The sequence below is a fragment of the Streptomyces spinoverrucosus genome, from assembly GCF_006539505.1.
Lineage (GTDB): Bacteria > Actinomycetota > Actinomycetes > Streptomycetales > Streptomycetaceae > Streptomyces > Streptomyces spinoverrucosus.
Map to the genome: position 1 here is coordinate 142,018 of NZ_BJND01000016.1, position 21,288 is coordinate 163,305.

Genomic DNA, 21,288 nt, shown 5'->3' on the forward strand with positions numbered 1-21,288 from the left:
CGTGCCTGGCGCGCACACGGTGTGTGAATGCCGCGGGCCCGGCACCGGAAGTCCGGTGCCGGGCCCGCGCCTGGCCGAAAACCTACCGTCCGTAATCAGCCGTAGGTGTAGAAGCCCGAGCCGCTCTTGCGGCCCAGCCGCCCCGCGTCGACCATCCGCTGGAGCAGCGGGGGAGCGGCGTACAGCGGCTCCTTGTACTCCTCGTACATGCTCTGCGCCACCGAGGCCACCGTGTCCAGCCCGATCAGGTCGGACAGCTTCAGCGGGCCCATCGGGTGGGCGCAGCCGAGCTCCATGCCGTTGTCGATGTCCTCGCGGCTGGCGATGCCCGACTCGAACATCCGGATCGCGGAGAGCAGATAGGGGATCAGCAGCGCGTTGACCACGAAGCCGGAGCGGTCCTGGGCACGGATGCTGTGCTTGCCCAGCGTCTTCTCGGCGAACAGCTGGGCCCGGCCGAGCGTACCCTCGGAGGTGGTCAGCGCCGGGATCAGCTCGACCAGCTGCTGCACCGGGGCCGGGTTGAAGAAGTGGATGCCGATGACCTGGTCGGGGCGCGAGGTGGCGACCGCCAGCTTCACCAGCGGGATGGAGGAGGTGTTCGAGGCCAGGATGGCGTCCGGACGGGTCACCACCTGGTCGAGCACCTGGAAGATCTCGGTCTTGACCTGCTCGTTCTCGACGACGGCCTCGATCACCAGGTCGCGGTCGGCGAACTCGCCGAGGTCGGTGGTGAAGCTCAGGCGCGCCTGCGTCTCCGCCAGCTCCGCCTCGCTGATCTTGCCGCGCTCGGCCGCCTTGGACAGGGAGTTGAACAGCCGGGTACGGCCGATCTCCAGGGCCTCACCGGTGGTCTCGGCGACCTTCACGTCCAGTCCGGCGCGGGCGCACACCTCGGCGATGCCCGCACCCATCTGGCCGCAGCCCACCACTCCGACGCGCGCGATATCTCCCGCTGGGATGCCCGTCACATCGTCCCCTTCGCTGTTCTCCGGCTCCGGCAGGTCCGCCGGGTTCGGTGCCTGCTCCGTTCGTGCACGTTACCCGTAAGTATCGATGATCGATCGCCCGGGGCGGGGCATGCTGTGCCGCGGAGACGATCCGTGACCGTGCGGATCCGCAGCGTACTGGGGGTTTGTCCATGGGACGGCTGTCACGTCGGGCGTTCGCGCTGGCCGCACTGTCGACGCTGGCGATGGCGGGCGACGCGGGCGCGGCCTCCGCGCGGCGGCCGCGCGCCACCACCGAGATGCGGGGGATGTGGCTGGCCACCGTGACCAACCGGGACTGGCCGTCGCGCACGGGTCTGACCGCCGCACAGCAGCGCGCCGAACTGTTCGCCCACCTCGACGCGGCGGCCCGGCGCCGTCTGAACACGGTGATCCTCCAGGTGCGGCCGACGGCCGACGCGCTGTGGCCGTCGCCGTACGAGCCGTGGTCGCAGTACCTCACCGGCACCCAGGGCCGCGATCCCGGCTGGGACCCGCTCGGCACGGCCATCGCCGAGGCGCACGCCCGGGGGCTTCAGCTGCACGCCTGGTTCAACCCGCTGCGCGTCGCCGTGCACCCCGACCCGAGCCGCCTCATCGCCTCCCACCCGGCCCGGCGGCACCCCGACTGGGTGGTGCCGTACGGCGGGAAGCTCTACTACAACCCGGGGCTGCCGGAGGTCCGCACCTTCGTGCTTGACGCGATGCTGGACGCGGTGGCGAAGTACCCGATCGACGCCGTCCACTTCGACGACTACTTCTACCCGTACCCGATCGCAGGCCATGCCTTCGACGACGACGAGGCCTACGACACCCACGGCGGCGCCTTCTCCAACCGCGCCGACTGGCGGCGCGACAACATCAACCGGCTGGTGCGCGACATGGCGGCCCGCATCAAGCAGATCCGCCCCGGCACCCGCTTCGGGATCAGCCCCTTCGGGGTGTGGCGCAACGCCTCCACCGACCCGCGCGGCTCGGACACGCGGGCGCTGCAGTCGTACGACGAGATCTACGCGGACACCCGCAGATGGGTGCGGGAGAACTGGATCGACTACATCTGCCCGCAGCTGTACTGGCACATCGGCAACTCCGCCGCCGACTACGCCAAACTCGTGCCCTGGTGGGCCGACGTGGCGCGGGGCAGCGCAACACAGCTGTACGTGGGGGAGGCGCTGTACCGGGCCGGTGACCCGGCGCAGGCCGCGGCCTGGCAGGACCCGGCCGAGCTGTCCCGGCATCTGACGTACGCACGGGACCACCCGGAGGTACGCGGGCACGTCTACTTCGCCGCCAGAGAGGTGGCGGCGGACGACTTCGGGGCCATGGCGCGGGTGGTCGCCGACCACTACCAGCAGTCGGCGACACCCCCGCGCTGAATCACTGCCCGGTGGTGGTTTCCCTGTGCCGGATCTCGGTGTCGGGGCCCGGTGAGCACAGCCCCTCGTGCCCGTCCTGGAAGCGGACGCGGTACGGGGGTTCGCCCTTCTGGCCCAGCACTTCGACGATCTCGCCGACCTTGTCGTGCTGTCCGACCACCCTGCCGTGCTGGACAAGCTGGTCGCCCACGCTTGCGCGCATCTGGGGCCTCCTCACGATGTGCGGGAGCAGCGGTCCGTGGCTTTGAGTCTACGGCGGACAGCGCCGGTCGGTACCGGCGCGGAACGTCGCTCAGCCTCGCGCCCGTTGCGTGACGGCGATGCAGACGAGCACTGCCGCGGCCGTCAACGGGGCGGCCACTGTCAGGTGCTCGCCCAGCAGCAGCACCGACCACACCAGTGTGAGCAGCGGCTGGGCCAACTGCAACTGGCTGGCCTTGGGGATGCCGATGGCCGCCATGCCCCGGTACCAGACGACGAGACCCAGGAACTGCGAGCCCGCCGCGACCCACAGCACACCGGTCACGCTGTGAAAGGTGAGCTGCACGGGCTCGTACGACAGCGCCAGCGCGGTGGCGGGCACGGTGAGCGGCAGACACAGCACCAGCGCCCAGCCGATCACCTGCCAGCCCGGCATGACCCGCGCCAGCCGTCCGCCCTCGGTGTAGCCGGCGGCGCACACCAGCAGTGCCGCGAAGAGATACAGGTCGGCGGTGGACAGGGCGCCGCCGCTCTGCTGGATCGTGAACGCCAGCACCGCGGCCGCGCCCACGAGCGCCGCCGCCCAGAAGGTGCGGGAGGGGCGGCTGCCGACGCGCAGGGCGGACAGCAGCGCGGTCGTCAACGGCAGCAGGCCGACCACGACGGCGGCGTGGGCGGTGGTCGACGTCTGCAGGGCGAGCGTGGTGAGCAGCGGGAAACCGAACACGACACCGCCGGCCACGACCGCGAGGCCCGTCCAGTGCTCCCGGGCGGGCAGCGGGACGCGCAGCGCCAGCAGACACACGCCCGCGATCAGAGCCGCGAGCACGATGCGCACGGCGACCAGCGACCAGGGCCCGAAGCCCTCCAGGCCCCAGGCGGTGGCCGGGAAGGTGAGCGAGAAGACGGTGACGCCCAGGGCGGCCTGGAGGGTGCCGAGGGTGGCCTTCGGCGCACCGCTGACTGCTATCCCGGTCGGTGCGATAGCGCTACTCTGTGTTCTCATGCAAGAGCGTAGCAGTGTCGGTGAACTGGCAAACCAACTGCGAAGGGAACTCGACCACTACTCTCCCGGTGGAAAGCTCCCGTCCAGCCGGGCACTCGTGGAACGGTTCCGGGTGAGCCCGGTGACCGTCTCCCGTGCCCTCTCCCAACTCGCCGCCGAGGGGCTGGTGGTGACCCGGCCGGGCGCCGGCGCGTTCCGGGCGCGGCCGCGTACCGGGGGCGCTCCCGTGGGCGACACCTCGTGGCAGGAGGTGACGCTCAGCGCGGACAGCGCCGCCGAACTCGTACCGCGCACCGTGGACGCCTCCGGGGTCACCGTCTCGCTCGCCGTGCCGCCGCCGGGGGTGATCGAGTTCAACGGCGGCTATCTGCATCCGTCGCTCCAGCCGGAGAAGGCCATGGCGGCCGCGCTGTCCCGGGCGGGGCGGCGTCCGGGCGCATGGGGGCGGCCGCCGCTGGAGGGACTGCCGGAGCTGCGCGAGTGGTTCGCGCGCAGCATCGGCGACACGGTAACGGCCGCCGAGGTGCTGATCACCTCGGGCGGCCAGTCGGCACTGACGACGGCCCTGCGCGCCCTGGCCCCGCCCGGCGCGCCGGTGCTGGTGGAGTCGCCGACGTACCCGGGGATGCTGGCGATCGCCCGCGCGGCGGGCCTGCGCCCCGTGCCGGTGCCGGTGGACGCGGACGGGGTCAAGCCCGCGCTGCTCGCCGACGCGTTCCGGGCGACCGGGGCGCGGGTCTTCGTCTGCCAGCCGCTGTTCCAGAACCCCACCGGCGCGGTCCTCGCCCCGCAGCGGCGCGGTGAGGTGCTGCGTATCGCGCGGGAGGCCGGGGCGTTCGTGGTCGAGGACGACTTCGTACGGCGGCTGGTGCACGCGGACGCCGGGCCGCTGCCGCGTCCGCTGGCCGCCGACGACCCCGATGGCGTGGTGGTGCACGTCTGCTCGCTCACCAAGGTGACCTCGCCGAGCTTCCGGGTGAGCGCCCTGGCCGCGCGCGGGCCGGTGCTGGAGCGGCTGCGGGCCATCCAGGTGGTCGACACCTTCTTCGTGCCCAGGCCCCTTCAGGAGGCGGCCCTGGAGCTGGTCGGTTCGCCCGCCTGGCCCCGCCATCTGCGCACGGTCTCGACGGAGCTGAAGGCGCGCAGAGACGCGATGACGGCGGCGCTCGGCCTGCACCTGCCCGAACTCACCCTTCCGCACATCCCCTCGGGCGGCTACCACCTCTGGCTCCGGCTCCCCGACGGCACTGACGAGCCCGCCTTCACCGCGGCCGCCCTCCGCGCGGGCGTGGCCCTCGCGCCCGGCCGCCCCTACTTCAGCGCCGAGCCCCCGGCGGGCCACGTCCGTCTGAGCTTCGCGGCGGTGGCGGGGGAGGGGGAGATCACGGAGGGGGTACGGCGGCTGCGTACCGCCTGTGCGGAGGTCCTCGGATAATCCGTCGACGGCCGCGCGCCCGACCTGCGAGCATCCCGCCATGACCGACCTGCCGTCCCTCGCCGAGGGCTACGAGACCTCCACCGACCCCGACCGCGTCGACGTCGAGCGGGTGCATCGGTGGTTGTCGAGCGACGCGTACTGGGCGATCGGGCGATCGCGGGAGAAGCAGGACCGGGCCGTCGCCGGGTCGCTCAACTTCGGGGTGTACGAGACGGTTTCGGGGGAGCAGGTCGCTTGTGCGCGGGTCGTCACCGACCTGGCGACCTTCGCGTGGCTCTGCGATGTGTACGTCGATCCGTCGGTGCGGGGCAAGGGCATCGGCACGGCGCTCGTCGAGGCCGTGCGGGAGCACCTGCGGCCGCACGGGCTGCGTCGCATCCTGCTCGCCACGCACGATGCGCACGGCGTGTACGAGAAGCTCGGGTTCGCCCCGCTGGAGCGGCCGCAGGAATGGATGGCGCTGCATTTCGAGTGAGTTGTCCGGCTGATCCTGACCTTCCGGTAAGTTTTTGCGGCGCCTCCATAACTCAGCCGTAACACCTCTTGACCTGCTCACTCTCCAGGCACACCATCCCCGCATGGCACTTCGGGTCACGTTCGTCGCCGCCGCGCGCAGCTCCGCGCTGCTCGCGGAACGTTTCGAGGACGACCGGCCGCTGGACCAGGCGGGCTGGGACGAGGTGCAGCGCGTCGCCCGCGACCTGGTGCCGCTCGCGGCGGCCGAGCTGCGCTACTGCTCGCCCACCCCCCGCAGCCGCGCCACCGGCGACGCGCTCGGCTACGCCCCGCTGGCGCAACTCGCCCTGCGTGACTGCGACATGGGCCGCTGGCGCGGGCTCACGCTCGGGGAGGCGATGGCCCGGGAGCCGGAGGCGGTGGACGCCTGGCTCGCCGACCCCCGCTCCACACCGCACGGCGGTGAGTCACTGCTCGCCTTCATCTCCCGCGTCGGCGGCTGGCTCGACACCCGTCCCGTCGAGGACGGCTGCCGGATCGTCGCCGTGGCCGAGCCCTCGGTGATCCGCGCGGCCCTGGTGTACGCCCTGAAGGCACCGCCCTCGACGTTCTGGAGCCTCGACGTCTGCTCCCTGTCCACAACCACCGTCGCGGGCCGCGCGGGCCGCTGGAACCTGCGCTTCGAAAGCGGCCCCGCTCAGGCCTCGCGCGTGTAGTCCGTCGTCAGTACGAGGTCCTTCGCCGGGCCGCGCACCCGCCACACCGTCCGCCAGTGGTCCGCGTCCAGGACGGTGAACTCGCCCCGGTAGAGGTCGGCCGAGCAGGGGTGGTCGGTGACGTGCCGGCCGGTGGTCAGGTCGAGGTCGTGGAAGGGGCGGCCGTCGGCGAAGCGGACCTCCGCCGTGCCGCGCGACGGTCCGGGCAGGTAGCGCAGCGTCCGCTCGGCCGGTCGGGACACGCCCTGCCAGACGAAAGTGCCGGACTCCTCGTGCAGCAGACCGCCGCCCTCAAGTGACCCGAAGACCGTCGTCCCCTCGAACCGCCCCTCGTCCCCGCTCGCGAGATCGCGCACCGACCGCTCCACCCGCCAGCGCCCGGCCAGATACCCCAGCACATCCGGCACTGGCCAGAACTCGCCCATCCCGATCCGCTCTCCGTCCCGTCCGTTGCTGCGCGACCCATTGACGCGTCCCTGTCCCCTCCCTATCTTGCCGTTCGAAGTGCTGACCATTGTCCGATATATCGAACGTCTCATTCAGATATCTCCCCACCGAGCCGCGGAGTATCCATGTCACGCACCCGCTGGAGACTCGGCCTGACGGTCACCGCCTGTCTGGTGGCCGCCGCCGTCGTCCCCGCCCCCGCGCACGCCGAAGCCGTCACCGACTACGAGATCACCCTCGACCCGACGGCGACGGGCGCGACGATCGACGACACGATGTACGGCGTCTTCTTCGAGGACATCAACCGGGCCGCCGACGGCGGCCTGTACGCCGAGCTCGTGCAGAACCGCTCCTTCGAGTACTCCACCGCCGACAACGGCTCCTACACCCCGCTGACCTCCTGGGCGGTTAACGGCACGGCGCAGGTCGTCGACGACGACGGACGGCTCAACGAGCGCAACCGCAACTACCTCTCCCTGGACGCCGACTCGGCCGTGACCAACGCCGGGTACAACACCGGCATCCGGGTCGAGAAGGGCAAGAGGTACGACTTCTCGGTGTGGGCCCGCGCCGCGTCCGGCACGACACTCACCGTGTCCCTCAAGGACGCCGCAGGCGAACTGGCCCGTGTCCGCCAGGTGGCCGCTAAGGGCGCCTGGAAGAAGTACACCGCCACCTTCACCGCGACCCGCACCAGCAACCGCGGCCGCCTCACCGTCGCCGCCACCGAGGCCGCCGCGCTCGACATGGTGTCGCTGTTCCCGCGCGACACCTACAAGAACCAGCCGAACGGCCTGCGCAAGGATCTCGCCGAGAAGATCGAGGCCCTCAACCCCGCCTTCGTGCGCTTCCCCGGCGGCTGCCTGGTCAACACCGGCTCCATGGAGGACTACAGCGAGGCGTCCGGCTGGCAGCGCAAGCGGTCGTACCAGTGGAAGGACACCATCGGCCCGGTCGAGCAGCGGGCGACGAACGCCAACTTCTGGGGCTACAACCAGAGTTACGGCCTCGGCTACTACGAGTACTTCCGCTTCGCCGAGGACGTCGGCGCCATGCCGCTGCCCGTCGTCCCCGCCCTGGTCACCGGCTGCGGCCAGAACCGGGCCACGGACGACGAGGCGCTGCTCCAGCGGCACATCCAGGACACCCTCGACCTCATCGAGTTCGCCAACGGCCCGGCGAACTCGAAATGGGGCAAGGTGCGCGCCGAGATGGGCCACCCGAAGCCCTTCCACCTCACCCACATCGGCGTCGGCAACGAGGAGAACCTCCCCAACGAGTTCTTCGCCCGCTTCCAGAAGTTCCGCGCGGCGATCGAGGCCAAGTACCCGGACATCACGGTCATCTCCAACTCCGGCCCCGACGACACGGGCACGACCTTCGACACCGCCTGGAAGCTCAACCGCGAGGGCAACGTCGACATGGTCGACGAGCACTACTACAACAGCCCGCAGTGGTTCCTGCAGAACAACGACCGCTACGACAGCTACGACCGCAAGGGCCCCAAGGTCTTCCTCGGTGAGTACGCCTCCCAGGGCAACGCCTGGCAGAACGCCCTCGCCGAGGCCGCGTACATGACCGGTCTGGAGCGCAACGCGGACGTCGTCAAGCTCGCCTCGTACGCTCCGCTGCTCGCCAACGAGGACTACGTGCAGTGGCGCCCGGACATGATCTGGTTCAACAACCACGCCTCCTGGGGCTCGGCCAGCTACGAGGTCCAGAAGCTGTTCATGAACAACGTCGGCGACCGGGTCGTACCGTCGAGGGCGACCACCACGCCGGACACCAGCGGCCCCATCTCCGGCGCCGTCGGCCTGTCGACGTGGGCGACCAGCGCGGCGTACGACGATGTGAAGGTCACCGCCGCCGACGGCACCACGCTGCTCAGCGACGACTTCTCCGGTGACGCATCACAGTGGAAGCACGTCGGGGGCGGCAGCTGGAGCGTCCAGGACGGGGCCTACGTCCAGACCGACGCCGCCGCCGAGAACACCATGGTCACCGCCGGCGACCCGGCCTGGCAGGACTACGACCTGCATGTGAAGGCCACCAAGAAGTCCGGCAACGAGGGCTTCCTGGTCGCCTTCGGCGTCAAGGACACCGGCAACTACTACTGGTGGAACCTCGGCGGCTGGAACAACACCCAGTCCGCCGTCGAGAAGGCCGCGGACGGCGGCAAGTCGACCATCGTCTCCAAGGCCGGGTCGATCGAGACGGGCCGCGCCTACGACATCGACATCAAGGTGCGCGGCCGGCAGGTGAGCCTCTACCTCGACGGCCAGCTGTGGAGCAGCTTCACCGACAACAAACCGGCCGAGCCCTTCCGTCAGGTCGTCACCAAGGACGACCGCACCGGTGACCTGATCGTCAAGGTCGTCAACGCCCAGTCCTCGGCCGCCCGCACGGCCATCGACCTGGGCGGCGCGAAGGTCGCGTCCAGGGCCCGGGTGACCACGCTGGCCGCCGCGCCGGACGACGTGAACACCGAGACGGACACGCCGGTCAGCCCGGCCAGGTCCACTTTCTCGGGAGTCGCGGACACCTTCACGTACACCTTCCCCGCCAACTCCGTCACCTTCCTGCGGATCAAGCAGAGGTGACCTGCCGGGCGGCTCAGGCGACGCCGACATACGCCTGAGCCGCCCACATCCGCTGGACAGGCCCTAGAAGTAGGAGTCCATCAGGTCGCGGTCCACGGTGATGGTGGCGCGGTCCAGCGCGGGCAGCCCCAGATGGTCACAGATCAGCCGGGTCAGCTGCTCCTCGTAGTCCTCGTTCTCGTAGTCCAGCCCGGCCGCCGTGATGAGGGGTGCCATCTTGTTGGGCCAGTACTCACCGATGTAAGCGGGGTCCTCGTAGTCGATGCAGGACGAGATCCGGCCGTCCTTGTAGTGGTACGCCTTGGGGCCGTGGCCCTTGGCGACGCACGGGTTGGGAATGAACACCATCAGCTCGGCGCCCTCGGGGCACAGCTTGCGGTAGTCGATGTCGTCGAATTCGCCGCGAGCCGGGTTGAACATGGGGTGCACGATCACACCCCAGTCACCGGGTGCCGCGTCGTTGCCGTAGGCGAACGGCGGCCGGTGCTGTGCGATCAGTCCTTCGGTCATGGCGGCCAGGCCGGTTCCCTTGTAGTACGCCAGCACGGTCTCGTCGCCCCCGTACGGATCTTCTCCCAGCCAAGCCATGGCGCCGCTGCCGATCCAATCTGTCATGCTCAGCACCGTAACCGGCGCCACTGGCACACCCAGTCGGCCGGGATTGCATAAACGTGCAGGGAAACGTATAGTCATGCCATCCAAGAGGAGGGTCCATGACGGTACGTGCGGCAGTGGCCGGGGCGAGCGGATACGCGGGCGGAGAGCTGTTGCGTCTGCTCCTGGCGCACCCCGAGATCGAGATCGGCGCCCTGACCGGCAACTCCAACGCCGGCCAGCGGCTCGGCGCGCTCCAGCCGCATCTGCTGCCGCTGGCCGACCGGGTGCTGAGCGAGACGTCGGCCGAGGTGCTCGCCGGGCACGACGTGGTGTTCCTCGCGCTGCCGCACGGGCAGTCCGCCGCCGTCGCCGAGCAGTTCGGGCCGGATGTCCTCGTGGTCGACATGGGCGCCGACTTCCGGCTGAAGGACGCCGCCGACTGGGAGAAGTTCTACGGCTCCCCGCACGCCGGGACCTGGCCCTACGGCCTCCCCGAACTGCCGGGCTGCCGCGCCGCGCTGGAGGGGTCCAAGCGCATCGCGGTGCCCGGTTGCTACCCCACGGCCGTCTCCCTCGCGCTGTTCCCGGCGTACGGCGCGGGGCTGGCCGAGCCCGAGGCCGTGATCGTCGCAGCGTCCGGCACGTCGGGCGCGGGCAAGGCGCCCAAGCCGCATCTGCTCGGCTCCGAGGTCATGGGCTCCATGTCGCCGTACGGCGTCGGCGGAGTGCACCGGCACACGCCCGAGATGATCCAGAACCTCAGCGCGGCGGCCGGCGAGCGGGTCTCCGTCTCCTTCACCCCGACCCTCGCGCCCATGCCGCGCGGCATCCTCGCCACGTGCAGCGCCAAGGCGAAGCCCGGCGTCACCGCCGAGTCCGTCCGCGCGGCCTACGACAAGGCCTTCGCCGACGAGCCCTTCGTCCATCTGCTCCCCGAGGGCCAGTGGCCCGCCACGGCCTCCGTCTACGGTTCCAACGCCGTTCAGGTCCAGGTCACGTACGACGAGGCCGCCGGGCGGATCATCGCGATCAGCGCCATCGACAACCTGACCAAGGGCACCGCGGGCGGTGCCGTCCAGAGCATGAACCTCGCCCTGGGTCTCGACGAGACCACCGGGCTGACGACGATCGGAGTTGCGCCGTGAGTGTGACGGCAGCAAAGGGATTCACGGCGGCGGGCATCGCCGCCGGAATCAAGGAGAACGGCAACCCCGACCTGGCCCTCGTGGTCAACAACGGCCCCCGCCGCGCCGCCGCGGGCGTCTTCACCTCCAATCGCGTCAAGGCCGCCCCCGTGCTCTGGTCGGAGCAGGTGCTGAAGAGCGGCCAGGTGTCCGCGGTCGTCCTCAACTCCGGCGGCGCCAACGCCTGCACCGGACCGAAGGGCTTCCAGGACACGCACGCCACCGCCGAGAAGGTCGCCGAGGTGCTCGGCCGGGGCGCCATCGAGGTCGCCGTCTGCTCGACGGGACTGATCGGCGTACTTCTCCCGATGGACAAGCTGCTCCCCGGCGTCGAGACCGCAGCCGCCCAGCTCTCCGAGCACGGCGGCGAGAAGGCCGCCATCGCCATCAAGACCACCGACACCGTCCACAAGACGTCCGTCGTGACCAAGGACGGCTGGACCGTCGGCGGCATGGCGAAGGGCGCGGGCATGCTCGCCCCCGGCCTCGCCACCATGCTCGTCGTCCTCACCACGGACGCCGAGCTGGACAGTGCGACGCTGGACAAGGCTCTGCGCGCCGCCACCAAGGTCACCTTCGACCGCGTCGACTCCGACGGCTGCATGTCCACCAACGACACCGTGCTGCTCCTCGCTTCCGGCGCGTCCGGGGTCACCCCGGAGTACGAGGAGTTCGCCGACGCCGTACGGCAGGTCTGCGACGACCTCGGGCAGCAGCTGATCCGCGACGCCGAGGGCGCCAGCAAGGACATCAAGGTCGAGGTGATCAACGCCGCGACCGAGGACGACGCCGTCGAGGTGGGCCGCTCCATCGCCCGCAACAACCTCCTCAAGTGCGCCATCCACGGCGAGGACCCCAACTGGGGCCGCGTCCTCTCCGCGATCGGTACGACATCCGCCGCCTTCGAGCCCGACCAGCTCAACGTCGCCATCAACGGCGTCTGGGTCTGCAAGAACGGCGGCGTCGGCGAGGACCGCGAGAAGGTCGACATGCGCTACCGCGAGGTGCACATCGTCGCCGACCTCGCCGCCGGCTCCCAGACCGCCACGATCTGGACCAACGACCTCACCGCCGACTACGTCCACGAGAACAGCGCCTACTCCTCATGACCACGACACGCAAACACACCGCCCTGCCCAAGGCGCAGATCCTCATCGAGGCGCTGCCCTGGCTGACCCGGCACCACGGCAAGACGGTCGTCATCAAGTTCGGCGGCAACGCCATGGTGAACGAGGAGCTGAAGGCCGCCTTCGCCCAGGACGTCGTCTTCCTGCGGCACGCCGGCCTCAAGCCGGTCGTCGTGCACGGCGGCGGCCCCCAGATCAGCCGGGCGCTCGAAAATCACGGCATCGTCAGCGAGTTCAAGGCGGGCCTGCGCGTCACCACCGAGGACGCCATGGACGTCGTACGGATGGTGCTGGCCGGGCAGGTGCAGCGCGAGCTGGTCGGGCTGCTCAACCAGCACGGGCCGCTCGCCGTCGGCCTCACCGGCGAGGACGCCCACACCATGACCGCCACCAAGCACCAGCCCGAGATCGACGGCGAGCTCGTCGACATCGGGCGGGTCGGCGAGATCACCGCGATCGACACGGGCGCGATCGAGGCCCTGCTCGCGGACGGCCGGATCCCGGTCGTGTCGTCGATCGCCCGTTCCCAGGACGACGGACATGTCTACAACGTCAATGCTGATACGGCGGCTGCGGCACTCGCTGCTGCTCTGGGCGCCGAGACCCTCATGGTCCTCACGGACGTCGAGGGACTCTACGAGGACTGGCCCAACAGCGACGAGGTGATCAGCCGCCTCACCGCCTCCCAGCTGGAGAAGCTGCTGCCGGAGCTGTCGTCCGGCATGGTGCCGAAGATGGAGGGCTGTCTGCACGCCGTGCGAAACGGGGTGGGCAACGCCCGCGTCATCGACGGCCGGGTCCAGCACTCGATCCTGCTGGAGATCTTCACGGACGAAGGCATCGGCACGATGGTCGTGCCGGACGCGCACGAGGGGGATGCCGTATGAGTGCCAACCAGGAACTGACCGCCCGGTGGCAGGGCGCGCTCATGAACAACTACGGCACCCCGCGACTGCCGCTCGTGCGCGGCGCGGGCGCCAAGGTGTGGGACGCCGACGGCAAGGAGTACGTCGACTTCGTCGGCGGCATCGCGGTGAACGCGCTCGGGCACGCGCACCCCGGGGTCGTCGAGGCGGTCAGCCGGCAGATCGCGTCGCTGGGGCACGTCTCCAACCTGTTCGTCGCCGAGCCGCCCGTCGCGCTCGCCGAGCGGCTGCTGCAGCTGTTCGGCCGGGACGGCAAGGTCTACTTCTGCAACTCCGGCGCCGAAGCCAACGAGGGCGCCTTCAAGATCGGCCGGCTGACCGGGCGGACCCACATGGTCGCCACCGAGGGCGGCTTCCACGGCCGCACCATGGGCGCCCTCGCCCTCACCGGCCAGCCCGCCAAGCAGGGCCCGTTCCTGCCGCTGCCCGGTGACGTCACGCACGTCCCCTACGGCGACGCGCAGGCGCTGGCCGCCGCGGTCACCGAGGAGACGGCCCTCGTCATCATCGAGCCGATCCAGGGTGAGAACGGGGTCATCGTCCCGCCCGCCGGTTACCTGAAGGCGGCCCGGGCGATCACCGCCGCCACCGGTTCGCTGCTGGTCCTCGACGAGGTGCAGACCGGCATCGGGCGGACCGGACATTGGTTCGAGTACCAGGCGCACGAGGGCGTCCTGCCGGACGTCGTCACGCTCGCCAAGGGCCTCGGCGGCGGGCTGCCGCTGGGCGCGACGGTGGCGTTCGGGCGGGCGGCCGAGCTGCTCCAGCCAGGTCAGCACGGTACGACGTTCGGCGGCAACCCCGTCGCCTGCGCCGCCGGACTCGCCGTACTCGACGCGATCGCGAACGAGGGACTGCTGGAGAACGTCAAGCGGCAGAGCGAGAAGTTGCGGGACGGAATCGAGTCTCTGAACCATGGATTGATCGGCCATGTCCGGGGTGCGGGCCTCCTCCTGGGTATCGTGCTCACCAAGCCGCTGGCGCCGCAGGTGCAGCAGGCGGCTCAGGACGCCGGATTCCTGGTGAACGCGCCCGCCGCCGATGTCGTACGGCTCATGCCGCCGCTGAACCTCGGCGACGACGAGGTGGAGGCGCTGCTCCGGGCGCTGCCCGGTGTCCTCGACGCAAGTCACGGGGACGGACGAGCCGGAGAATGAGACGACGATGAGCCACCCGCAGGACCACGGGCAGGCGGGGGTCAACGGGCCTGCCGTGCCGCAGACCCGCACCGCACGCCACCGCCGGATCGTGGACATCCTCAACCGGCAACCGGTGCGCTCCCAGAGCCAGTTGGCGAAGCTGCTCGCCGACGACGGGCTGACCGTCACGCAGGCGACGCTCTCCCGGGACCTGGACGAGCTGAACGCGGTGAAGATCCGCAACAACGACGGCGACCTCATCTACGCGGTGCCCAGCGAGGGCGGCTTCCGCACGCCGCGTGCGCCGCTTGGGGAGTCGGCGAAGGAGGAGCGGATGCGGCGCCTGTCCCAGGAGCTGCTGATCTCCGCGGAGGCGTCCGCCAACCTCGTGGTCCTGCGCACCCCGCCGGGTGCCGCCCAGTTCCTCGCCTCGGCGATCGACCAGGCGGAGCTGCACGACATCCTCGGCACGATCGCCGGGGACGACACGCTGCTGCTGATCAGCCGTCAGCCGGACGGGGGGCAGGCGCTCGCCGACCACCTGCTGCGGCTGGCGCAGAACGGCCACTGAGCCCGCCCTCCGGCGCGCTCATCGCACCCGACTCCGCCGCCCGCAGCAGGCGGCGGAAGGTCGGGCACTCCATGTGGCTCGGCGCGGGGCAGTCCGCCGCGTGCCGCAGTCCGTCGCGCATGGCGGTCAGATGGCGGATCGTCTCGTCCAGCTCGTCCGCCTTCGCCCTGAGCGTCTCCCGGTCGATCCGGGGCCGACCGTCCGGCGCGAACATCAGCGCGATCTCGTCGAGCGAGAAACCGGCGGCGCGGCCCATCGCGATCAGCGCCAGCCGCTGCAGCACGCCGGGATCGAAGACACGCCGGCCGGCCCGTCGGCCGGTCGAGGCGATCAGGCCCTTCTCCTCGTAGAAGCGCAGCGTGGAGGCGGGTACGCCGGAGCGCCGCGCCACTTCCGCTATGTCCGGATGGTCCATGCCCTTGACCTCAAGTCGACTTGAACTGGCACCGTACGGCTACGGCCACGACTGTTCAAGGGCGAGCGAAGGGAGACGGTCATGACTGGGGAACGCGGGGACGCGGAAGCACTGAAGGCGCTGTGGAGCGGGGTCGCGGGGCGCAACTGGGTCGCGGCTCAGGACGTGCTCGACGAGCTGTTCAAGCCGTTCGAGCCGCTGCTCGCCGAGCCGGTCGGACCCGGTGCGCGCGTCCTCGATGTCGGCTGCGGCACGGGCGCCACCACCGTCGCCGCGGCACGGCGAGCCGGTCCGGAGGGTCGCTGTGTCGGCGTCGACATCGCCGAGCCGATGATCGAGGCCGCCCGGTCGCGCGCCGAGCGGGCGGGCGTGCCGGCCCGCTTCGTCCAGGCCGACGCCGGGACCCACGCCTTCGAACCGGCGGACTTCGACCTGGTCATCTCGCGGTTCGGGGTGATGTTCTTCGACGACTTCGCCGGCGCGTTCGCGAACCTGCGGCGCGCTGCACGGCCCGCCGGGGAACTGAGGCTCATCGTCTGGCGTGGCCCCGAGGAGAACCCCTTCATGACGACGGCCGAACGGGCCGCGGGGCCGCTGCTGCCCAACCTGCCACCCCGCGACCCGGACGCGCCGGGCCAGTTCGCCTTCGCGCGGGCGGAGCGGGTGCGGGGGGTGCTGGAGGAGAGCGGCTGGACGGGGATCGCCGTGGAGCCGCTCGACGTGCCGTGCACGATGCCGGAGAAGGAACTGGAGCGCTACTTCACGCTGCTCGGCCCCGTGGGCCGCGTCCTGCACGAGGTGGACGAGCCGACGCGGGCGCGGGTCGTCGAGGCGCTGCACGCCGCCTTCGCGCCGTACGTGCAGGGGGCGGAGGTCAGGTTCACGGCGGCGTGCTGGCTGGTGCGGGCCTCGGCGTAACAGGCGTAACAGGGGAAACCGTGGGGGAGGGACCTCGGCCCAAGAGCCGTGACTCACCCCAGCCACCCCGCCAGCCCACCCGTCGCCCACACCTCGTCCCCCGCCGTGATCAGCAGCGCCTCCACGCCCGGCAGGGACTCGAGCCAGGCCAGCCCGTTCCTCGCGCCCATCGCGAACGCGGCCGTCGCCCAGCAGTCCGCCCAGGTCAGGCGGGGGGCGACGACCGTCACCGCGAGCAGGTCCGTCACCGCCGACTTTCCGGTGCGCGGGTCGACGATGTGGGCGCCGCGCTCGGCCGTGCCGGACGTGGCCACGGCCAGTTCGTCGGTACCGGCCGCGGAGATGACCGCCGCCAGCCCACCGGGCCGCAGCGGATCCGACACGCCGACCCGCCAGGGCCGCCCCGCGCCGGGCACACCGAGCAGCTGCACATCCCCGCCGCCGTTGACGCTGACCCCGCTCACCCCGGCCGCCGCCAGCAGCCGCGCCGCCCGCTCGACGGCCCAGCCCTTGACGATCCCGGTCGGGTCGAGCCGCCCCTCGTACGTCGTGCTGAACCACCCCTCGCTGACCCGCTCCGCCTCGGCGGCCAGCTCCAGCACCTCGGCGACCTCGGGATCGCACTCCCCGACGGTCACCTCCCCACGGCCCAGCCGCGATATCTGGCTGTCCTCGCGGTAGGTGCTGAACACCGCGTCGACCCGGTGCAGCCCGGCGACGGCCTCGTCGAGAGCCGCTCGCACGGCAGTGGGATCCCCGCCGCGGACGTCGAAGGAGAAGACGGTCCCCATCGCCTCCTCCGCCCGGCGTTCCGCGGCGGGAGCCTGCGCGGATTCCGCCACCGGCTCAGCCACCGGCCTGGTCCAGGGCCGACTGCAGCGACTGCCGGTACCCCGTGCTGGTGTACGTGGCCCCGGACACGGCGTCGATGTCGGCGCTGCCCGCCGCGACGGCCGCCTGGTTGAGCTTGGGCACGGCGTCGGCGGTGACCTGGCTGCTCTGGCCGCCGCTGGGCGCCTGTACCGCCTCGGCCTGGGTGATCTTCCCGCCGCTGACGGTGATCCGGACCTGGACGGGCCCGTACTGGGTCTGGGCCACGGCTCCGGTCACCGTACGCGCGGCCTGGGCGCTGCCCGAGCCGCCCTGGTCGGCGGAGCCGCCACCGCTCGACTGGACCTGATCCAGGGCCGACTGGAGGGACTCCTTGTAGCCGGTGCTGGTGTACGTCGCCCCGGACACCGCGTCGATCTCCGCGCTCTGTGCGGCGACGGCGGCCTGGTTGAGCTTGGGCACGGCGTCGGCGGTGACCTGGCTGCTCTGGCCGCCGCTGGGCGCCTGCACCGCCTCCGCCTGGGTGATCTTCCCGTTGCTCACGGTCAGCCGGACCTGCACGGGACCGTACTGCGTCTGGACCGCGGTGCCGGTGATCGTGGCGGTGCCCGCGGCCTGCGCTCCGCCCTGGGGCGCCGCAGCCCCCACGGGGGGCGCCGCGCCGCCCGCCGCGGCGGCGGAGCCGGGGTCGGTGGCCGGCTTCAGCGACAGCAGCAGCACGATGCCGGACACGGTGACGGCGGTGGCGAGCACGGCACGCCGGATGGGGTGACTCTTCTTCATGTTGCCGGTCTCCTGATGACCCGTCGCTCACATCTCGAACGACTCGTGATGGATACGGCGGGCGGGGACCCCCGCGCCGCGCAGTGCCTCGTACACGGACTGTGCGAACCCGGGCGGCCCGCACAGGAAGACGTCGTGGCGGTCGATGTCCGGGATCTTCCGCTGCAACGACTCCGCGGAGATGTCGGGGCGTGCCCCGTCCGGACTGTTGACCGCGTACATCAGCCGGGCGCCCCGCTCGTCGGCGATCTTCGCCAGCTCGTCCCACAGGGCCAGGTCCTGGGTGCTGTTGGCCCGGTACAGCAGGGTGATGTCACCGGCCGCGCCCGGCAGTGTCTCGAACAGCGCCCGCATCGGCGTGATACCGACGCCGCCCGCGACCAGCAGCACCTTGCCGCGGCTGCGGCGCTGGGCGGTCAGCGCGCCGTACGGCCCCTCGGCCCACACCCGAGTGCCGGGCTCCAGCTCGCGCAGGCGGGCGCTGTGGTCGCCGATCGCCTTCACGGTGATCCGCAGCATGTCGGGGCGGGGTGCCGCCGACAGCGAGTACGGGTGGGAGCTGAACCGCATGCCCGGCGCCAGGAACCGCCACCGGAAGAACTGCCCCGCCTCCGCGCCCATCCGGTGCAGTTTCCGCCCGCCGACCAGCACCGACACGATCCCGGGCGTCTCCTCGATGACCGCCTCGACCCGCATCCGGTGCCTCAGGTTCAGCCTGATCGGGGTGATGATCCGGAACCACACCACCAGCGCGGTGACCGCCCCGTACAGCCCGTACCAGAACGTCTTCGCGGCGGGCTCGACGGCGAAGTCGTTGCCGGTGCTGATCTGGTGCCAGAACGTCAGATACACGGCCGCGTACGTCATCAGATGGACGTGGTACCAGGTGTCGTACGGCATCCTGCGGCGGACCGGACCGATCGAGACGAGGCCGATGAGCACCAGCAGGCCGGTGCCGATGGCGGCCTTGCCCATGTCCGGGAGCTGGTTGACGGAGTCGATCGTCTGCTGGACGACGTCACCGAGGGTCTTGCCGGCCTGCAACGCGTAGCCCCACATGATGAGGAAGACGTGCGCGACGACCAGGCAGAGGGTGTAGCGGCCGGTCATCGCGTGCCAGCGCGCGACCCGGTCGGAGCCGACCCGCCGCTCCAGCGCGGGCACCCGGGCCATCTGGAGCACCACCAGCGCCATCAGATACCCGGCGAGCAGCCCGGTGATCCGGCCCGCGTTGAGGACCCGGCCGGTGGTGTCGGCGACGGACGGAGTGTTCTGCCACCACAGCCACAGCACCGCGGCCGCACCGGCCCACACGGCGATCAGCAGCGGGACGGCGGGGGAGCGGCGCGGGCGGATTCGGCGCATGGTCTGGCGCCGGGCGGCGCGGCCGCCTGCGAGCGTGGTGGTCACGGTTCCTCCGGGGACGGGGGCAACGGATCGTCGTAGTCCCTTGGCCCAGAGATACGTGCGGTGGCGGCCGTGTGTTCAGTCAGTACCGGGTGATCGCGATGGGCCCGCTCTCCGTCCCCACGGCGATGTGCGGCCTGCCCCGGGCCTTCGCCCAGAGCAGGATCCGCCGCATGGCGTCCTCGGGCACCGACACACAACCGGCCGTCGGCCCGTTACCTCTGACGTGCAGAAAGATGGCGGCCCCGCGCCCGCGCACCCGCTTGTGGTAGTTGAAGCCGATGACCAGCGCATGGGCGTACAGCGGCCCGTACGACATCAGGTGTTCGGCCTCCTGCGCCCGGCAGTCGGCGGGGCGGGGCTCGGTCCAGCGGTTGTAGGAACGGGAGTCGACGTCCTGGCACCACCAGGAGTCCTCGCGGACCGGCCGGTATTTGTACGTCGTCCCGGGCGGCGCCGCCTTGATACCGAAGGCGTACGGCAGCGTGAACAGCCCCGTCGGTGTGGTGTTCGTCCCCTGCTTGCGCGCCGCCCCCTCGACGAGCCCGTTCGCCCCGAACCGGGCCGGTGCCGAACCGGCGCTGACCCAGCGTCCGTCCCGCCGGTCCCACCACGTCACCGTCCCCGTCGTCGAGCCCGCCTCGGGCGCCACGGCGGTGATCAGCTGACTGCCGGGGCCGGTGTCGGCCATACGGTCGGGCAGCGCGGTCCCCTCGGCGGGGGCGGCGCCGAGGAGGGAGGCGCAGACGAGGACGGACACGGCGGCGGCGACTACGGGGCGCATGCCCCGACGCTAACGGCGGCTTTCCGCACCGGCAGTTCGGATGGTCCGTTCGGGCTTCCGGGCTCCGTCACATCTCCGGGAGCGGCAGCGGCACCCCGGGCAGCCCGTCCATGCTCGTGGCGATGTACTCCTTGCCCGCGAAGTACGCGCTCAGCGATGCGGTGTCCTCGCGCCCGAAGCGGCGCCCATGCAGCTCGCGATCACCGTCGTACGTCATCAGCGGCACCGCGAAGCCGCAGCTGTCCCGGACGAGTTCGGCCGTCACGACGATGATCGCGCGCAGCCCGTGCGTGCTCGGGTCGATGTCCGGGAAGCGGGCGAGCAGCTCCCCGAATCGCGGGTCGTCGCGGAACACCGGCTCGCCGCGCCCGTGCACCCGGACGATGTTCGGCGGGCCCTGGAACGCGCACCACATCAGGGTGATCCGACCGTTCTCCCGCAGATGCGCGACCGTCTCGGCGTTGGAACCGGCGAAGTCGAGGTAGGCGAGGGTGAGTTCGTCGAGCACCACGAACGAGCCCTTGAGGCCCTTGGGGGAGAGGTTGACCGTGCCGTCGCCGGACAGCGGGGCGGTCGCGGTGAAGAAGAGGGGCTGCTCCTCGATGAAGGAACGGAGCCTGCCGTCGATGCGCTCATAGGTCTTTCCCATGGCAAGCGATTATCCGCGAAGTTAGTTCGCCTGCCTAAGGGGTTTCCGTACGGTTCTTTCCCTGTGGCCGCCCCGGTCGGCGCTCCAACGGGGCGGCCACAGTGCCTGTCACGTCACCGGGTGAGCGTGCAGGCGGCCAGAGAGTCGAGCCCCTGGGGCTTGGCGGCGGTGCGGCCGATCGCCGTGGCGATGCGGTTGATGGTGGCGACCCGCTTGTCCTCCAGGGGGCCGAGGATGGCGTTCTGGACGAAGTTGGGTCCGCCCTGGCCGACGGTGTCCTGGAGGCGCTTGTTGGCCTCGGCGAGCTGGGTGTCGAGCAGGGCGAGGTTGCGGTCGACCTCGGCCTGCGCAGAGGCGGGGATCGCCGGGAGGCTGGGCGCCACCGCCGGGCAGCTGATGGTGCCGGGCGAGGCCTTGGTCGTGGCCTGTGCCTTCTGGGACGTCTCCCCTGCGAGGGCGGAACCGGCGATCACCGCGCCGGACAGCGCCACCGCGGCCGCGCCGCCGACGAACGCGACGCGGCGCTTGTTGTACTTCGGAAGAGCCCTGGACATGCGGATGCCTCACTCGGGTCGGGGGTGTCTCGTGTCTCGTTCACCAACGCGGCGCCTGCGTTCAGCGAGAGGTACGGGAAAGCGGTTTCCCGCGTTCAAACCTTCCCGAGATTGACGAACCATGCAGACTCCTGCATACTCATGCATGTCAGCGAATGCAGTGTGAGGAGAAAC

22 protein-coding genes and 1 pseudogene are annotated in these 21,288 nt (G+C 71.0%); 11 read left to right on the forward strand and 12 right to left on the reverse strand.

Translation table 11 applies throughout. The features are described from left to right. Positions 1-95 precede the first annotated feature (95 nt). Positions 96-971, reverse strand: coding sequence for a 3-hydroxybutyryl-CoA dehydrogenase (locus SSP24_RS10810; RefSeq protein ID WP_141309288.1), 876 nt, complete (start codon positions 969-971; stop codon positions 96-98). 170 nt (positions 972-1,141) lie between these two features. Between SSP24_RS10810 and SSP24_RS10815 the strand changes: the two genes are divergently transcribed. After that, positions 1,142-2,365 carry a glycoside hydrolase family 10-like protein gene (locus tag SSP24_RS10815; protein ID WP_174864637.1) on the forward strand — a complete coding sequence of 408 codons (1,224 nt, stop codon included), beginning with the start codon at positions 1,142-1,144 and terminating at the stop codon, positions 2,363-2,365. Between the two features lies 1 nt (position 2,366). On the opposite strand, the gene SSP24_RS10820 is transcribed toward SSP24_RS10815, so the two are convergent. Further along, on the reverse strand, positions 2,367-2,567 hold the full coding sequence (locus tag SSP24_RS10820) for a DUF1918 domain-containing protein (protein WP_141309290.1): 201 nt from the start codon (positions 2,565-2,567) through the stop codon (positions 2,367-2,369). Between the two features lie 90 nt (positions 2,568-2,657). Continuing rightward, positions 2,658-3,572 carry a DMT family transporter gene (locus SSP24_RS10825; protein ID WP_141309291.1) on the reverse strand — a complete coding sequence of 305 codons (915 nt, stop codon included), beginning with the start codon at positions 3,570-3,572 and terminating at the stop codon, positions 2,658-2,660. Between SSP24_RS10825 and SSP24_RS10830 the strand changes: the two genes are divergently transcribed. The 3 genes from SSP24_RS10830 to SSP24_RS10840 all read left to right on the forward strand — a co-directional run bounded on the left by SSP24_RS10830 (position 3,571) and on the right by SSP24_RS10840 (position 6,182). Further along, positions 3,571-5,007, forward strand: coding sequence for an aminotransferase-like domain-containing protein (locus SSP24_RS10830; protein WP_141309292.1), 1,437 nt, complete (start codon positions 3,571-3,573; stop codon positions 5,005-5,007). The two genes, SSP24_RS10825 and SSP24_RS10830, sit on opposite strands and share 2 nt — an antisense overlap. A 40-nt stretch (positions 5,008-5,047) precedes the next feature. After that, positions 5,048-5,485: a GNAT family N-acetyltransferase gene (locus SSP24_RS10835; protein WP_141309293.1), complete on the forward strand. Its 438-nt coding sequence runs from the start codon at positions 5,048-5,050 to the stop codon at positions 5,483-5,485. Positions 5,486-5,588: 103 nt separating this feature from the next. Beyond that, positions 5,589-6,182, forward strand: a complete 594-nt coding sequence (locus tag SSP24_RS10840; protein WP_141309294.1) for a histidine phosphatase family protein — start codon at positions 5,589-5,591, stop codon at positions 6,180-6,182. Here SSP24_RS10840 and SSP24_RS10845 read toward each other — a convergent pair. Next, positions 6,164-6,607, reverse strand: coding sequence for a DUF6314 family protein (locus tag SSP24_RS10845; protein WP_141309295.1), 444 nt, complete (start codon positions 6,605-6,607; stop codon positions 6,164-6,166). The genes SSP24_RS10840 and SSP24_RS10845 overlap by 19 nt on opposite strands. A 147-nt stretch (positions 6,608-6,754) precedes the next feature. Between SSP24_RS10845 and SSP24_RS10850 the strand changes: the two genes are divergently transcribed. Further along, complete coding sequence (locus tag SSP24_RS10850; protein ID WP_141309296.1) at positions 6,755-9,229, forward strand: alpha-L-arabinofuranosidase family protein; 2,475 nt, start codon at positions 6,755-6,757, stop codon at positions 9,227-9,229. Positions 9,230-9,292: 63 nt separating this feature from the next. Here the strand turns inward: SSP24_RS10850 and SSP24_RS10855 are convergent, their stop codons facing one another. After that, positions 9,293-9,844 (reverse strand): hypothetical protein, encoded by a 552-nt coding sequence (locus tag SSP24_RS10855; protein WP_229864946.1) that lies wholly within the window; start codon positions 9,842-9,844, stop codon positions 9,293-9,295. A 98-nt stretch (positions 9,845-9,942) separates the two neighbouring features. On the opposite strand from SSP24_RS10855, the gene argC reads away from it, so the two are divergent. Genes argC through SSP24_RS10880 form a run of 5 tightly spaced genes read left to right on the forward strand, consistent with a single transcriptional unit; the run spans position 9,943 to position 14,773 of the window. Beyond that, complete coding sequence (gene argC / locus SSP24_RS10860) at positions 9,943-10,971, forward strand: N-acetyl-gamma-glutamyl-phosphate reductase (RefSeq protein WP_141309297.1); 1,029 nt, start codon at positions 9,943-9,945, stop codon at positions 10,969-10,971. Continuing rightward, positions 10,968-12,119, forward strand: coding sequence for a bifunctional glutamate N-acetyltransferase/amino-acid acetyltransferase ArgJ (argJ, locus tag SSP24_RS10865; protein WP_141309298.1), 1,152 nt, complete (start codon positions 10,968-10,970; stop codon positions 12,117-12,119). Before argC ends, argJ begins: the two co-directional genes overlap by 4 nt. Beyond that, positions 12,116-13,024 carry an acetylglutamate kinase gene (gene argB / locus SSP24_RS10870; RefSeq protein WP_141309299.1) on the forward strand — a complete coding sequence of 303 codons (909 nt, stop codon included), beginning with the start codon at positions 12,116-12,118 and terminating at the stop codon, positions 13,022-13,024. The genes argJ and argB overlap by 4 nt, the downstream gene beginning before the upstream one ends. Continuing rightward, positions 13,021-14,220, forward strand: a complete 1,200-nt coding sequence (locus SSP24_RS10875; protein WP_141309300.1) for an acetylornithine transaminase — start codon at positions 13,021-13,023, stop codon at positions 14,218-14,220. Before argB ends, SSP24_RS10875 begins: the two co-directional genes overlap by 4 nt. A gap of 7 nt (positions 14,221-14,227) precedes the next feature. Continuing rightward, the gene (locus SSP24_RS10880; protein WP_141309301.1) at positions 14,228-14,773 is read left to right on the forward strand and encodes an arginine repressor; all 546 of its coding nucleotides are present in this window, start codon (positions 14,228-14,230) and stop codon (positions 14,771-14,773) included. Here SSP24_RS10880 and SSP24_RS10885 read toward each other — a convergent pair. Next, positions 14,703-15,188, reverse strand: a complete 486-nt coding sequence (locus SSP24_RS10885; RefSeq protein WP_141309302.1) for a helix-turn-helix domain-containing protein — start codon at positions 15,186-15,188, stop codon at positions 14,703-14,705. The two genes, SSP24_RS10880 and SSP24_RS10885, sit on opposite strands and share 71 nt — an antisense overlap. A gap of 81 nt (positions 15,189-15,269) precedes the next feature. Here SSP24_RS10885 and SSP24_RS10890 point away from each other — a divergent pair, with 81 nt between their 5' ends. Further along, entirely contained in the window at positions 15,270-16,106 is an 837-nt protein-coding gene (locus SSP24_RS10890) for a class I SAM-dependent methyltransferase (RefSeq protein ID WP_141309303.1), read from the forward strand. A gap of 53 nt (positions 16,107-16,159) precedes the next feature. Here SSP24_RS10890 and SSP24_RS10895 read toward each other — a convergent pair whose 3' ends face one another. From SSP24_RS10895 to SSP24_RS10920, 6 genes and pseudogenes are all read right to left on the reverse strand, one after another. Continuing rightward, positions 16,160-16,897, reverse strand: coding sequence for an FAD:protein FMN transferase (locus SSP24_RS10895; protein ID WP_141309454.1), 738 nt, complete (start codon positions 16,895-16,897; stop codon positions 16,160-16,162). Positions 16,898-16,952: 55 nt separating this feature from the next. Beyond that, a complete protein-coding gene (locus tag SSP24_RS10900; protein WP_141309304.1) occupies positions 16,953-17,720 on the reverse strand; it encodes an FMN-binding protein in 768 nt (255 codons plus the stop codon). A gap of 27 nt (positions 17,721-17,747) precedes the next feature. After that, positions 17,748-19,130: a ferredoxin reductase family protein gene (locus SSP24_RS10905; protein WP_167529559.1), complete on the reverse strand. Its 1,383-nt coding sequence runs from the start codon at positions 19,128-19,130 to the stop codon at positions 17,748-17,750. Positions 19,131-19,209: 79 nt separating this feature from the next. Beyond that, positions 19,210-19,911 carry a L,D-transpeptidase family protein gene (locus SSP24_RS10910; RefSeq protein ID WP_141309305.1) on the reverse strand — a complete coding sequence of 234 codons (702 nt, stop codon included), beginning with the start codon at positions 19,909-19,911 and terminating at the stop codon, positions 19,210-19,212. Between the two features lie 67 nt (positions 19,912-19,978). Beyond that, complete coding sequence (locus tag SSP24_RS10915) at positions 19,979-20,560, reverse strand: pyridoxamine 5'-phosphate oxidase family protein (protein ID WP_141309306.1); 582 nt, start codon at positions 20,558-20,560, stop codon at positions 19,979-19,981. A gap of 122 nt (positions 20,561-20,682) precedes the next feature. Further along, positions 20,683-21,114: pseudogene (locus SSP24_RS10920) on the reverse strand (hypothetical protein); the annotation flags it as partial. Between the last annotated feature and the right edge of the window lie 174 nt (positions 21,115-21,288).